Origin of the sequence: Streptomyces sp. NPDC048254, from assembly GCF_043201895.1 — a bacterium.
Classification (GTDB): Bacteria; Actinomycetota; Actinomycetes; order Streptomycetales; family Streptomycetaceae; genus Streptomyces.
Genome location: NZ_JBICZJ010000014.1, coordinates 102343 through 116261 on the forward strand (window position 1 = coordinate 102343; position 13919 = coordinate 116261).

The following is a 13919-nucleotide window of genomic DNA, read 5'->3' on the forward strand; positions in this document are numbered from 1 at the left end:
AGCCGTACCCATCAGGGAATTGCCCTTCGGGCAATGATTCGGCAAAGATCACGTCATGCGCCCCCCGCCCAGCGACCGTCCTGCTCCGCTTCTCGCGACCGCCGTCCTCGCCCTCTCCTCGGCGCTGCTGCTCGCCCTCGTCGCCGGCGAGTGGCCTCCCCTGGTCGCGCTGGACGAGGACATCGCCGACGCCACCCATCGCTGGGCCGTCGCCGACCACGGCACCACCCATGTGCTGCGCATCCTGACGGACTGGGTCTGGGACCCGCTGACCATGCGCCTGCTGTGCGCGGGTGTCGCGGTGTGGCTGGTGTGGCGGCACTCGGCGTGGTGGACCGCCCTCTGGCTGGCCCTGACCTGCGCGCTCGGCACGATCGCCCAGCAGTCCCTGAAGGCCGCCGTCGGCCGCCCGCGCCCCCAGTGGTCCGACCCGGTCGACTCCGCCCACTACGCCGCCTTCCCCTCCGGGCACACCATGACGGCCACCGTGGTCTGCGGCCTGCTGCTGTGGCTGCTGCACCGCTGCGGCACCGGCCGCGCGCTGCGGCGTACGGCCCTGATCGCGGCCGGCATCTCGGTCGTGGGCGTCGGCCTGACCCGGGTGTGGCTCGGCGTGCACTGGCCCTCGGACGTACTGGGCGGCTGGCTGCTCGGGGCCCTGGTGGTGGCGCTCGCGGTGGTGGCGTACGAGTGGGAGCGCGACGGCCGCGGACATCCTCACTAGTGGACGATCTCGTTCAGAACCGGACGGCCGGTGGCGGTGCCTACGATCACGTGGCGGCCTCGGGAGACTCCCGCGCAGCCGTCGAAGGAGGGGTACTTTGTCCAGCATTTCCAGACGGTCCATTCTCGGATACTCGGGGACGGCCGCGGCAGGCGCGGTGGTCGGCACAACGGCGCCGGCACAGCAGGCGGAGTCGGCGGAGGCGGCGGACACCACGGCCACGCAGTTCGGCGAGGGGACGCTCTTCAGCGGAACCACCAGCCTCGGTAACGCCGACTACTACCTGGAGATCAAGTTCAGCGTCAGCACGGCCGAGGCGCCGTCGGAGAACCAGATCAGTTCCCTGGAGATCGCCGATCTGCTCAACGACTTCGCCGCCACGCGAGGCTGGCCGCCCATCACATTCTGGGGCACACCGCCACAGGCCAAGCTGAACTGACCTGCCACGACGGCAGCCATACGCCGGACAGCACCCGGGATAGAGTCCACCGCATGGCTGCCGTGCTCTTCGACTTCTCCGGAACCCTCTTCCGTATCGAGTCCACCGAATCCTGGCTGCGGGCGGTGCTCGCCGAGTCCGAAGCGGGGCTCCCCGAGGCGGAGTTGACAGCCGCCGCACGGGCGCTGGAGGTGGCCGGGGCACAGCCCGGCGGGGCGAACCCGGTGGAGCTGCCCAAGGAACTGGCCGGGGTGTGGGCGGTACGCGACGAGAGCGCCGAGCAGCACCGGGCCGCCTACACCGGGCTGTCCCGCCGGGTGCCGCTGCCGGACCCGGCGCTGCACGACGCGCTGTACGAGCGGCACATGACCCCGGACGCCTGGACGCCGTACCCGGACACCGCCGAGGTGCTGCGCACACTGCGCGCGCAGGGGATCGGGGTCGGTGTGGTCAGCAACATCGGCTGGGACCTGCGCCCCGTCTTCCGCACCCACGGGCTCGACGCGTATGTGGACACGTACGTCCTGTCGTACGAACACGGTGTCCAGAAGCCGGACCCACGTCTCTTCGCGGTCGCCCTGGAGGCGCTCGGGGCCGCGCCCGCCGAGACGCTGATGGTCGGGGACAGCAGGCCCGCCGACGGCGGGGCTGCGGCGCTGGGCTGCCGGGTGCACTTCGTGGACCATCTGCCGGTGACCGAACGGCCGGACGCGCTGCTGCCGGTGCTCGACCTGGTGGGCGTGGCCCGCCGACCGGCCACGCCCACGCAGGTCTGACCTGTTCGCGCCGTCCGCCCGAGACGCTCCCCCGTGTCGCCCCGGACGGACGGCAGCCCTGAACAGGCCCCGCGCAGGGCGGTGCCCACTGCGTCGATTATAGTTGGCTGGCAGCCAGTCAACGCAGGAGTTCCAGCATGTCCCCTCGCAGCGCCTCGGTCAATGAAGAGTTGCGGAGGCGATCCCGGGAGCGGCTTCTGCAGGCCGCGGTCGAGCTGGTCGACGAGCACGGTTTCGAGGCCACCACCCTGGGTGCCATCGCCGATCGGGCCGGGTCCGCGCGCGGACTGGTGTCGTACTACTTCCCCGGCAAGCGCCAGCTGGTCCAGTCCGCCGTGCACCGGCTGATGCACCGCACGCTGGAGGAGGGGCTGGAGCGCGAGCCTCGCACGGAGGACGGCCGGGAGCGGCTGGCCCGTGCCATCGACGCCATCCTGGGTCTCACGCGCGACCGGCCGGTGCTGATGCGCCAGCACATGGCCGGCCTGCTCCAGGCGGAGGGCTTCGTGCAGTGCCCGGAGCAGCGCCGGCTGTCGGAACTGCTGGGCGACACCGTCGCCCGCTACGGCTCGCAGGACGTCACGGCCGACTACCCGATGCTGCGCGCCCTGCTGATGGGAGCGGTGTACGCGGCGCTGGTACCGGGGGTGCCGATGCCGATCCCGGTGCTGCGGGCGGAGCTGTTCGAGCGCTACGGGCTCGACTGGGAGCTGGGCGTGCCCCCGGAGTCCGCGCCCGCGACGCAGCCGCAGGACCTGTCCCGGTTCTTCGCCACGGAGGACCGGACCGGGTCCGAGTGACCGGCCCGGTCAGCGGCGCGCGTGCCGCGGTGTCAGAAAGCCCGCGTCGCGTGCCTGCGCGATGAGCCGGAGCGACCGCCGGCGGCTGTGCCCGGTCGCCCACATCACGGCGAGGACGGGGTCGACGCCCTTCTCCTGCGCGACCCGGTACTCCTGGGCGACCAGCCACCGCCCCTCGATGCCCCGCGGCCAGGCGGGCCTGGCACGCCCCGGACCGACGGCGTCCGCCGCACCTTCCGCACTGTCTTCGAGATCCTCCCCGGCGGGCTCCTCGTCCGCGTACGACTCCATCCCGCACGCCCTGAACAGCGGTTCCTCGATCCAGTCGGCGAGCATGGTCAGGTCGGCCAGCGACAGCGCGGGCCGCGCCTTGACGTCCTCGATCGACACCCGCCCCCCGGCCACCACGGCGAGCGCGTCGACCTGGGCGCCGTCCTCGAAGGCCAGCCTGACCTGGAACCACGACGTGGCCCCCGTGTGCTCCTGCACCTCCCAGGCGGGCGACACGGACACCGTGCCGTCCTCCGCACGCCGTTCAGACAGATTGAGAAAGGATGCTTCTAGCACACACGAAACGTAACCTCATGATCACACTCCATACGAACGGACACGCGTCCGCTTCACCCCAGCGGCCCCTGTCGAGGCGGCCACGGCGGTGGGATGCTGGGAGCACCAGCCCCTCGGGCAAGGAGTCCCCCGTGTTGCGTGTCGCCGTCGTCGGCTCCGGGCCGAGCGGGTGCTACACCGCCCAGAACCTCGTCCAGCTCGACCCCACAGTGGTCGTGGACGTCCTGGACCGGCTGCCGTGCCCGTACGGACTGGTGCGGTACGGAGTCGCCCCGGACCACGAGAAGATCAAGTCGCTGCAGGGCAATCTGCGCACGGTCCTCGAACACGAGCGGGTTCGGTTCCTCGGCGGGGTCCGGATCGGCGGCGGTCCCGGCGAACTCCCGGTGGAGCGGCTGCGCGAGCTGTACCACGCGGTGGTGTACTGCGTGGGCGCCGCCGGCGACCGGCGGCTCGGCATCCCGGGCGAGGAGTTGCCGGGCAGCTGGTCGGCGACCGAGTTCGTGTCCTGGTACAGCGCGCATCCGGACGCGATCGACGCCGGTTTCGTGCGCGACGCCCGCTCGGCGGTGGTCATCGGCGTCGGCAACGTCGCGGTGGACGTGGCCCGGATGCTGGCCCGGGGCCTGGCGGAGCTGAGCCCGACCGACATGCCGCAGGCGGCGCTGACCGCGCTGGCGGCGAGCCGGATAAGAGAGGTCCACGTGGTGGGCCGGCGCGGCCCGTCCCAGGCCCGCTTCACCACCAAGGAACTGCGCGAGCTGGGTGCCCTGCCGGACACCGAAGTCCGCGTGGATCCGGCCGAGTTGGCACTCGACCCGGCCTACGCCGACCCGTCCGCGCTGCCCGCCGCGCAGCGCCGCAACGTGGAGGTGCTGCGCGGCTGGGGCACGGCCGGCACCCGGGGTGCGGGGCGCCGTATCTGGCTGCGGTTCTTCCTGCGCCCGGTCGAACTGCTCGCGGACGGCGGACGGGTGAGCGCGGTGCGCTTCGAGCGGACCGAGCCGGACGAGCACGGCGGGGTGCGGGGCACCGGGCGGTACGAGACCATCGACGCGCAGTTGGTGCTGCGTTCGGTGGGCTATCGCGGAGTACCGCTGGCCGGGCTCCCGTTCGACCCGGGGACCGGCACGGTGCCGCACGCGGCGGGCCGGGTCCTGCACGATCCGGCCGGAGCGCCGGGCGACTACGTGGCCGGCTGGATCAAACGCGGCCCGACCGGCGTCATCGGCACCAACCGCCCCGACGCCAAGGAGACGGTGACCTCCCTCCTGGCGGACGCGCCCGTGCTGCTCGGCAGGGCGGTGCCGGAGGATCCGGTCACGGCGCTGCGCGCGCTGGGCATCGAGCCGGTCGCGTGGTCGGGCTGGCAGGCGATCGAGCGGGCGGAGGCGGCGCTCGGCGCCCGGCTCGGCCGCAGCGTGGTCAAACTGGCGGACTGGGACACGCTGCTGACGGCGGCGCGGTCGGGGGCGTAGCGGAGTCGACCGCGACCAGGTGGGCAGGACACGTATCGGCAACACCGCGGAAATCAACAAACTGTTCAATCCGCTTACGGTCTGGTCCTGACCGGATGTCGTCCCCCGCCGCCGCTCTGGAGTCCCCGTGTCCACCACCGCCGCCCCCGTCCCCTCCTCCGTCCATCCCGTCGACGAGGTCCCACCCGTACGGCAGCTGGCCGCCTTCGGCCTGCAGCATGTGCTCGCGATGTACGCGGGTGCCGTCGCCGTCCCGCTGATCGTGGGCGGTGCGATGCAGCTGTCGCCCGCCGACCTGGCGTATCTGATCACCGCCGACCTGCTGGTGTGCGGGGTCGCGACGCTCATCCAGTGCATCGGCTTCTGGCGCTTCGGTGTCCGGCTGCCGATCATGCAGGGCTGCACGTTCGCGGCGGTGTCGCCGATGGTCCTCATCGGTACGACGGGCGGCGGGCTGCCCGCGATCTACGGCTCGGTGATCGTCGCGGGTCTGGCGATCATGCTGCTGGCCCCGGTCTTCGGAAAGCTGCTGCGCTTCTTCCCGCCGCTGGTCACCGGCACGGTGATCCTGATCATCGGGGTCTCGCTGCTGCCGGTCGCGGGCAACTGGGCGGCGGGCGGCGCCGGTGCGAAGGACTTCGGGGAGCCGAAGAACCTGGCGCTGGCGGCCTTCGTGCTCGCGGTGGTGATAGGCGTGCAGCGGTTCGCTCCCGCCTACCTCGCCCGGATCGCGGTCCTGATCGGCATCGCGGTGGGCCTGGCCGTGGCGGTGCCCTTCGGGTTCACGGACTTCGGCGGGGTCGGGAACGCGGACTGGCTGGGCATCAGCACCCCGTTCCACTTCGGGACGCCGACGTTCCGGGCGTCCGCGATCGTCTCCATGCTGGTGGTGGCCCTGGTCACCATGACGGAGACGACCGGTGACCTGATCGCGGTGGGCGAGATGACCGGCCGCAAGGTCGAGCCGGGCTCCCTCGCCGACGGTCTGCGCGCCGACGGCCTCTCGACCGTCCTGGGCGGTGTCTTCAACACGTTCCCGTACACGGCGTTCGCCCAGAACGTGGGGCTGGTCGGCATGACCCGGGTGCGCAGCCGCTGGGTGGTCGCGGCGGCCGGCGGCATCCTGGTCCTGCTCGGCCTGCTGCCCAAGCTGGGCGCGGTGGTCGCGGCCGTACCGGCTCCGGTGCTCGGCGGTGCGGGCCTGGTGATGTTCGGGACGGTCGCGGCGAGCGGCCTGCGCACGCTCGCGGCCGTCGACTTCGACGGCAACAACAACCTGACCGTGGTGGCCGTCTCGGTGGCGGTCGGGGTGCTGCCGGTGGGGGTGCCGACGGTCTACGAGAAGTTCCCCGACTGGTTCCAGACGGTGATGAACAGCGGTATCAGCGCGGGCTGTCTGACGGCGATCGTCCTGAACCTGCTCTTCAACCACCTGCCGGCGAAGGCGGGTCCGGCCCCGGAGGGCGTGCCGACCGGTACCGAACCCGTCTGATCACCTCGCGTCACCTCGCGCCGAAGAGCCTCGTCGGCACCGCGCCCGCCAGAGCCCCGTACCCGGCCGGGTTGAGGTGCAGCCAGTCCCCCACCTGGAGGTCGGCCCGCAGCCGGCTCGGATCGGCCGGATCCCGTACCACCCGGTCGAAGTCGATCACGGCGTCGAAATGGCCGCGGATCCAGGCGTTGACCCGCTGCCGGGCCGCCTCGCGTACGCCCGCCCCGTCGTCGTACGCGTTGCCGCCGAAGGGCAGCAGGGTGGCGCCGTAGACCCGGATGCCCTGGGCGTGGGCGCGGACCACGATCTGCTGGTAGGCGGCGATCAGGTCGTCGGCGACGGCGCGCTGGGCGTCCGGGGTGGCGGCGGCGGTGCCGATGTCGTTGACGCCCTCGAAGACGATCAGCCAGGAGACCCCGCTGCGGGACAGGACGTCCCGGTCGAGGCGGGCCAGGACATTGGGGCCGAGCCCGTCGTTGAGCACACGGTTGCCGCCGGCCGCCTGGTTGAGGACCGCGATGTCCGAGGTGGCCGGGCGGGTCTGGAGGCGGTCGAAGAACTGGTCGGGCCAGCGGTCGTTGCCGTTGGTCGTGGATCCCCGGCCGTCGGTGAGCGAGTCACCGAGTACGGCCACGGCCCTGGTCGCGGCCGGCGCCGTCACCTCGACGTCGCTCAGCAGATACCAGTGGTCGGCCGAGGCGGCGCCGCTCAGGTCCGGGTCCCGGGTGTGGTCGCCGTTGACGAGGTACGACGTGGTGCGCGAACCCGGGTGCGAGGTGAGCGCCAGATCGGGCTGGCCCTGCGCGGTGTAGGCGGTGACGGTGAGGTTGGATCCGGGGGCCAGCTCGAAGTCGACGGGATCGGAGACGACCTGGGCGCCGACGGGGACGACGGTCGCGGTACGGCCCGCGAACGTCACCGGGTGGAGGCTGCCGGGCACGATCGCGCCGGCCCCCGCCCGCCCGTCCTTCGGGAGCGCCACGGTCACCGAGGTGAGCGGGAGCGGGGTGTCGCCGTAGGCGTTGGAGAAGCGCAGCCGCAGCCGATGGCCGCCGGTGGTGACGCGCACGGTCTGGCGCAGAGTGGTGTCGGCCAGCACCGACCGCTCCCCCGTGAACGGCGCGGGCGGCAGATTGCCGGCCTCGGTGAGCTGCGGCATGCCGGTCCAGGCGTTCACCCAGTGGCTGCCCCGGTCCGGCTGCGCGCCGGCCGGCCGGGGACCGCGGACCAGCGCGGTGACGGCCGTGGCGGTCACGACCAGGGCGAGAGCGAGGACGCAGGCGCTGAGGAGCGTGGCGAGCGGCGTTCTGCTGGGCTGCGGCTTCACGGGGGCCTTCCTGACGAGGGACGGCGGCGGGGCCGTCGTCAACTGACCGTGCAGGTGGTGCCGTTGAGGGTGTACGCGGTGGAGGCCAGGCAGCAGCGGCGACGGCAGCGCGCCCTTTCTGAGCGCGGCTCGATGCGGCGTCGCGCGGGGATCCTCAGGCATCGTGGCATGGACACGGCCACCATGGAAGCGCTCCCACATGACTTCGGGGGCGAGGTCCGAACGAACGAACGGAAGCGGGCCGGACGGGACGTACTGCAAGTACGCGAGCTCGGACATCACCTACAGGTGAGGCCGGGCGGCGGGGCCGTCACCCCGTAGCGGAGGCGGCGGCCCCGTCGACAGGCCTCGGTCACGCGCAACCGCACTGCCAGGCACCTCCCCGAACCGGGCGCCGACTCGCCGACACAGGAGCCCGAAGAGTGCCCTTCCCAGCTGCCGCCGCCCACCTTCATCGAAATCGACCCGCCCGAACACGACCGAATCCGGCGCTTGCTGACGCGGAACTTCGGCCCGCCCCACCACCCCGGTCGCATCGACAGCATGCTTGCGGACATGTTCGAGATCGTGACGAGCGAGATCGACGACTTCGCAGGGAAAGACCGGTCGGGCTCGTCACAGGTCGACATCGTCGACGACTTCGCCTATCCGTTCCCGGTCACGGTGATCTGCGGGCTGCTGGGAGTGCCCCGCGAGGACGAAACGCGCTTCCGGGCGTTGTCCGACGCAGTCGTCAAGGCCGCCGACCCGACCACGGGAGGGTTCGCGGAGCGGCGGCGCCGACGCGCTGAGGCCCGCGCCGACCTCGGTCAGTACTTCGCCCAGCTTCTCGACGCCCGCCACGGCCGACGGAGCGACGACCTGCTGTCCGGGCTGATCGGCGGTGACGGTGCAGAGGCGCCGATGCCACGGGAAGAGGTGCTGAGCAACGCCGCCCTGCTGCTGACCGCCGGCCACGAGACGACCGTCAACCTCATCACCAACGGCAGGCTCACCCTCCTGCGGCACCCCGAGGTGCTCGACCGGCTGCGCCGCGGCGACGAACCCGATCTGGCCGCCCGCGTGGTCGAGGAGCTCCTCCGCTACGAACCACCGGTGCACTTTCTGTCCAACACCCGGAACACCGTCGACGACATCGAGGTCGCCGGCACCACCATCCCGAAGGGCACACCGGTCACACTCGTACTGGCGGCCGGCAGCCGCGACCCGGACTTCGTCCCGGACCCCGACCGCTTCGATCCGGACCGCGAACACAACGAGCACCTCGGCTTCGGCGGCGGCGTCCACTACTGCTTCGGTGCCCCACTGGCCCGTCCCGAGGCGCAGATCGCGCTCACCCAGCTGGCACGCCGACTCGACAACCCGCGGCTCGTCGCCGACCCGCCGCCCTACCGCACGAGTCCGGGCCTGCGCGGCCCCCGTCACCTGCTGATCGAGATCGACGGCGTCAACCCCGCACCGCACCCGGCAGACCACACTCCGCCGTACGCCCACACCCGGCCCTCACGATGAACGGGTGCTGCCAGCCCCCACCGACCGTGACCAGCCACAGTGCCCAGGCCGCCCCGTACTGCTCACTCTCCACCAACGCGACGAGTGCCCGTCGAACGCGTCAGGGAGGGCGCAAGCCGGGGCGCACAACATCCGGTCGGGATCCGGTCCTGCGAGACGGCCAAGGGCCGGACGTCGTATTCCGGAGAGGTCAGTCGGCCAGGTCTCCCGCAGACTCGCCCAGTTCCGCCCGATAGGCGGCGTACGCGGTGCGCAGTTCGTCGCCCGGCCAGTGGGCGGGCAGGAGTTCCGGTGGCAGGACCGGGTCGGTCAGCAGGTGGCGTACGGCCGCCGCGAAGAGCGTGAAGCGGTCGGCCGGGCGGGGGGATTCGGCCGCGTGGGCCAGCAAGGCGCGGGCGGTGGTCGCCCAGGCGGTCAACGGCCAGAGCTGGGCGGCCAGTTCGGGGGCAGGACGGGACGGGCGGGCCGTGCAGGGCTCGGCGATCTCCAGCACGTCGCCGGGGAGGGGTCTGGCGAGGTTCGCCGGGCGGAGCCAGACGCCCTCGCGGAGTTCGGCCAGGCGCAGGGAGGTCAGGCGGGTGCGCAGGTCCGCGCGTTGGGCGGGGCCGCGGCCCGTGGTCGTGATGATCAGCATCTCCCAGTCGCCGTGCCACGCGCGCGTGCGGGGCCGTACCGCCTCGTCCTGGCGGCGCTGGCGGGCCAGGAGCCGGTCACTGAGGCTGTAGACGGCTTCCTCGGTGCGGCGCAGGTCGCCGGCCGCCGTCATCCGGCTGAGCGCGGCCCGGAGCGCGGAGCCGCCGACCCCGAACGGCTCCACGAGGCGGATCAGGTCCTTCACCGGCAGCCGCGGCGGATGCGTGCCCAGCAGCAGGCTCAGCACGACCGACCGGGCGGACAGCGGCCGCAGGTCGGCGCCGGCGGGCTCGGCGGACACGTTCATGCGCATGGTCACGTACTGTACGTGCGGCTTGATATTGCAACATTGCTACAGCCGTAGGAAGAGTGCAACATGGAGGCATGGACTCGACCGCCGCGCTTCCGCAGCCGCAGTACGCCACGCACGACGTCACCAATCAGGCGCCGCCGCTCACCCCCTACGACGCCTCCGACGACCCGGCCCTCCTCGAGGGGCTGCGCCGGGAGGGCGCCGAGTGGGCCGAGCAGGGGATCCGGCGGCTCGGGGCGCGGGCCGGGAGCGCGGAGGCGCAGGAGTGGGGCGAGCTGGCCAACCGGCACGAGCCGGAGCTGCGCAGCCACGACCGGTACGGCAACCGGATCGACGAGGTCGACTTCCATCCCAGCTGGCACCATCTGATGCGGACGGCGGTGGCCGAGGGGCTGGCGGGGGCGGCCTGGGCGGACGACCGGCCCGGCGCCCATGTCGCGCGGACGGCCGGCGGACTGGTGTGGGGACACACCGAATCCGGCCACGGTTGCCCCACCTCGATGACCTATGCGGCCGTCCCCGCGCTGCGCGCCACGCCGGAGCTGGCCAAGGTGTACGAACCGCTGCTGACCAGCCGGGAGTACGACCCGGAGCTGCGGGTGCCGACCGAGAAGCCGGGGCTGCTCGCCGGGATGGGGATGACCGAGAAGCAGGGCGGCTCCGACGTACGGACCAACACCACGGCGGCCACGCCCACCGCCGAGCCGGGCGTCTACACCCTGCGCGGGCACAAGTGGTTCACGTCGGCGCCGATGTGCGACGTCTTCCTGGTGCTGGCGCAGGCAGCCCCTGTCAAAGGACAAGGGGGTCTGTCCTGCTTCCTCGTGCCGCGCGTGCTGCCGGACGGCAGCCGTAACGCGTTCCGCATCCATCGGCTCAAGGACAAGCTCGGCAACCGGTCGAACGCGTCCTCCGAGCCGGAGTTCGACGGAACGGTGGCCTGGCTCGTCGGGGATGAGGGGCGGGGTGTGAAGACCATCATCGAGATGGTCAACTGCACCCGGCTGGACTGTGTGATGAACTCCGCGACCCTGATGCGCAAGACGCTCGTGGAGGCCGGTCATCATGTGCGCCACCGCAGCGCGTTCGGCGCGCGGCTCGTCGACCAGCCGCTGATGCGCAACGTTCTGGCCGACCTGGCGCTGGAGTCGGAGGCCGCGACCACGCTCACGCTGCGGCTGGCCGGAGCCGCCGACCGCGCGGTGCGCGGGGACGGACAGGAGCGGGCCTTCCGGCGGATCGCGACCGCCGTCGGCAAGTACTGGGTCACCAAGCGCGGCCCGGCCTTCACGGCCGAGGCCCTGGAGTGCCTGGGCGGCAACGGGTACGTCGAGGACTCCGGGATGCCCCGCCACTACCGCGAGGCGCCCCTGCTGTCGATCTGGGAGGGCTCCGGCAACGTCAACGCGCTCGACGTGCTGCGGGCGCTCGCCCGCGAACCCGGCGCCGCCGACGCCCTGTTCGGGGAACTCGCCCACGCGCGCGGGGCGGACGCCCGGCTGGACGCCACCGTGATCCGGCTCAAGACCGAATTGGCGGAAACCGATCAGGTGGGTGCCCGCCGGCTGGTCGAGCGGATGGCGCTCGCCCTCCAGGCCTCCCTGCTGGTCCGGTACGCCCCGACCGCCGTCGCGGACGCCTTCTGCGCGACCCGGCTCGGCGGCGACTGGGGGCACGCGTTCGGCACACTGCCCGCCGGGACCGGGCTCGACGCGATCCTGGAGCGGGCGCTGCCTGGCCGGAACTGATCCCTCCACGGCTGCCGTTGGCCGGTGACCGTCGACGGATCGCACACAGTCGTCGTCCGATTCCGCATCGTTGTCAGTGCCGTGGTGCAGACTCCTGATCAGGTGGTACTCGCCCGGGGAGGACAACGTGTTCACGGGGATCGACGAGGTCGACTGGGCCTCGCTGCGGCACGCGTACGGCAGCGCGGAGGACGTGCCCGGTCTGCTGCGCGGACTGGCCTCGGCGGACGCGGCCGAACGGGAGGTCGCGCTCGACGGGATGTACGGCTCGGTGCACCACCAGGGGAACGTGTACGACTCGACGCTCGCCTGCGTCCCGTTCCTCTTCGCGCTCGCTTCCCGCGCGGAGGTGCCGGACCGGGGCGCCATAGTCGAACTGCTGGTCAGCATCGGGGCGGAGAGCACCGGTCCGCCCGCCCAGGCCGCGGTGCGCGCGGGTGCCGAGGCTTTCGTGCCGCTGGCCGACGACCCGTGCCCCGGGGTGCGGCGGGCGGCCACGGGGGCGCTGGTGCGATTCCTCGACGAACCCGCGCGGGTGCTGGAGCTGCTGCGCCGGCGGATCGCGGTGGAGCGCGACGAGCAGGTGCTGCCGACCCTGGCCGCGGCCCTCGGCCTGTTCGTACGGCGCCATCCCGCCGAGGCGGCCGGGGCGGTGGAGCTGCTGGCCGCGCAGAGCGGGCCGCCGTGCTCCCCGGGGATGCGGCTCGCCGCGCTCGGTCAGCTGGCCCTCGGCGCGCCGGAGCGGCTGCCCGCCGATCTGGTGCCGACGGCGGTCCGGTTGCTCCGGGAGCGGTCCGGGCGGCGCGCCACGGGTCCCGACCGGGCGGACCCGGACACGCTCGTCGGCCGGATACGGCGGCTGCGGCCGTCGGACGAGGAGGGCTCGTATCTGCTGCGCACCCTCCACCGGGCGCTGGACGACCGGGTGGCCGACCGGATCGCCCTGCTCGTGGGCCAGTTGGGCAGTCCGGACGCGATGGACCGGTGCAACGCGGTGCGGATGTCGGCCGGGCTGTTCCGGGAGTGGCGGGCCGATTTCAGCGCGCCCGTCTCGCTGCTCGGCGCCCAACTAAAGCCTCTGGAGGACCAGTTGCGTGACGCGGCCGTCTCGGTGCTCACGGAGCTGTTCGGGCTGGCCGCACCCGCCGCCGACGAGCTGCACGCGCTGGTGACCGCGCGGCCCGACCTGTGGGTGCACACCTGGGAGCGCGGCAGACCCTCGCTGGGCGGCCCGCTCAAGGCGCTGGCCAGAAGCGGTGACCGGCGCGCGGTCCCGGTCCTGGGGCAGTTGCTGGCGGGCCCGGTGGTGCCCACCGGCCTGGGCTTCGAGGTGGTCCATCTGGGCCCGGCGGCGGCTCCGCTCGCCCCCGCGCTGCGGCACCGGCTCGGCCAGGTCCCGCTGGATTCCCCCGAGGCCGCCGAACTGGCCGCTCCGCTGCTGGCGGCGGTCACCGCCCTGAAGGACCCGGCGGCGGTACCGGAGGTGCTGCGGCTGCTGCGCGGCGCACCGGACGGGCTCGGGGCGCGGGAGGCCCTCGTCGGGCAGGCGGTGCGGGCACTCGACGCCCTGGGTACGGCGGCCCGGGCGGCGGCGCCGGTCCTGCGGGGGCTCCTCGGCACCCGGCACGCGGCGCAGGCGGCGGGGGCCCTGTGGTCGGCGGAGGGCGACGCGGATGCCGTACTCCCCTCGCTGTTGCGGGAGTTGACGCACGGTCGCGGCCGCAGTGCCCGGACGGCGGCCGAGCAGCTGGGGCGGCTCGGGGCCGCCGCGCGGGACGCACTGCCCGGGCTGCGCGTACTGGCCGGATCCGGGCGGGTGTGGGAGCGGACCGCGGCGGCGCAGGCGTGGTGGCGGATCGACGGGGATCCGGATCCCGTGCTGCCGGTGCTGCGGGCCGCCTGGTCGGAGAATCCGTACGCCCGCGGCGCGATCGCCGAGTGCCTGGCCGCGATGGGCCCGGCGGGCGCACCGCTGCGCGACCTGCTGACCACCGAACTCGCCACCGCCCGACGGCACACGGCACGGCCGGGCGGATACGGCAGCCACGACATCGCCCAGGACGAGCGGCTGCTCGCCAACTGCCGGAGGGCGCTGGCGAGTCAGTGACCT

At 73.0% G+C, this 13919-nt stretch carries 12 protein-coding genes; 9 read left to right on the forward strand and 3 right to left on the reverse strand.

What is annotated here, in order from left to right; all coding sequences use genetic code 11:
- Positions 1-55 precede the first annotated feature (55 nt).
- The 4 genes from ACGFZQ_RS33810 (at position 56) to ACGFZQ_RS33825 (ending at position 2739) form a co-directional block, all read left to right on the forward strand.
- Positions 56-724 carry a phosphatase PAP2 family protein gene (locus tag ACGFZQ_RS33810; protein WP_393843536.1) on the forward strand — a complete coding sequence of 223 codons (669 nt, stop codon included), beginning with the start codon at positions 56-58 and terminating at the stop codon, positions 722-724.
- A gap of 97 nt (positions 725-821) precedes the next feature.
- The gene (locus ACGFZQ_RS33815) at positions 822-1163 is read left to right on the forward strand and encodes a twin-arginine translocation signal domain-containing protein (RefSeq protein ID WP_393843537.1); all 342 of its coding nucleotides are present in this window, start codon (positions 822-824) and stop codon (positions 1161-1163) included.
- A gap of 53 nt (positions 1164-1216) precedes the next feature.
- Complete coding sequence (locus tag ACGFZQ_RS33820) at positions 1217-1939, forward strand: HAD family hydrolase (RefSeq protein ID WP_393843538.1); 723 nt, start codon at positions 1217-1219, stop codon at positions 1937-1939.
- Positions 1940-2076: 137 nt separating this feature from the next.
- The gene (locus ACGFZQ_RS33825) at positions 2077-2739 is read left to right on the forward strand and encodes a helix-turn-helix domain-containing protein (protein ID WP_351742501.1); all 663 of its coding nucleotides are present in this window, start codon (positions 2077-2079) and stop codon (positions 2737-2739) included.
- Positions 2740-2748: 9 nt separating this feature from the next.
- Here ACGFZQ_RS33825 and ACGFZQ_RS33830 read toward each other — a convergent pair whose 3' ends face one another.
- A complete protein-coding gene (locus ACGFZQ_RS33830) occupies positions 2749-3252 on the reverse strand; it encodes a DUF6214 family protein (RefSeq protein ID WP_393843539.1) in 504 nt (167 codons plus the stop codon).
- Positions 3253-3437: 185 nt separating this feature from the next.
- Between ACGFZQ_RS33830 and ACGFZQ_RS33835 the strand changes: the two genes are divergently transcribed.
- Complete coding sequence (locus tag ACGFZQ_RS33835; RefSeq protein WP_393843540.1) at positions 3438-4784, forward strand: FAD-dependent oxidoreductase; 1347 nt, start codon at positions 3438-3440, stop codon at positions 4782-4784.
- Positions 4785-4911: 127 nt separating this feature from the next.
- The gene (locus ACGFZQ_RS33840; RefSeq protein WP_393843541.1) at positions 4912-6276 is read left to right on the forward strand and encodes a nucleobase:cation symporter-2 family protein; all 1365 of its coding nucleotides are present in this window, start codon (positions 4912-4914) and stop codon (positions 6274-6276) included.
- 10 nt (positions 6277-6286) lie between these two features.
- Here the strand turns inward: ACGFZQ_RS33840 and ACGFZQ_RS33845 are convergent, their stop codons facing one another.
- Positions 6287-7603 carry an SGNH/GDSL hydrolase family protein gene (locus ACGFZQ_RS33845; protein WP_393843542.1) on the reverse strand — a complete coding sequence of 439 codons (1317 nt, stop codon included), beginning with the start codon at positions 7601-7603 and terminating at the stop codon, positions 6287-6289.
- A 459-nt stretch (positions 7604-8062) separates the two neighbouring features.
- Here ACGFZQ_RS33845 and ACGFZQ_RS33850 point away from each other — a divergent pair, with 459 nt between their 5' ends.
- Entirely contained in the window at positions 8063-9115 is a 1053-nt protein-coding gene (locus ACGFZQ_RS33850) for a cytochrome P450 (RefSeq protein WP_393843658.1), read from the forward strand.
- 190 nt (positions 9116-9305) lie between these two features.
- Here ACGFZQ_RS33850 and ACGFZQ_RS33855 read toward each other — a convergent pair whose 3' ends face one another.
- Positions 9306-10061 carry a PaaX family transcriptional regulator C-terminal domain-containing protein gene (locus ACGFZQ_RS33855; RefSeq protein WP_393843543.1) on the reverse strand — a complete coding sequence of 252 codons (756 nt, stop codon included), beginning with the start codon at positions 10059-10061 and terminating at the stop codon, positions 9306-9308.
- Positions 10062-10132: 71 nt separating this feature from the next.
- Here ACGFZQ_RS33855 and ACGFZQ_RS33860 point away from each other — a divergent pair, with 71 nt between their 5' ends.
- Both ACGFZQ_RS33860 and ACGFZQ_RS33865 read left to right on the forward strand, forming a co-directional pair.
- Positions 10133-11809 (forward strand): acyl-CoA dehydrogenase family protein, encoded by a 1677-nt coding sequence (locus ACGFZQ_RS33860; RefSeq protein ID WP_393843544.1) that lies wholly within the window; start codon positions 10133-10135, stop codon positions 11807-11809.
- Positions 11810-11936: 127 nt separating this feature from the next.
- Positions 11937-13916: a HEAT repeat domain-containing protein gene (locus tag ACGFZQ_RS33865; protein ID WP_393843545.1), complete on the forward strand. Its 1980-nt coding sequence runs from the start codon at positions 11937-11939 to the stop codon at positions 13914-13916.
- The last annotated feature ends 3 nt before the right edge of the window (positions 13917-13919 follow it).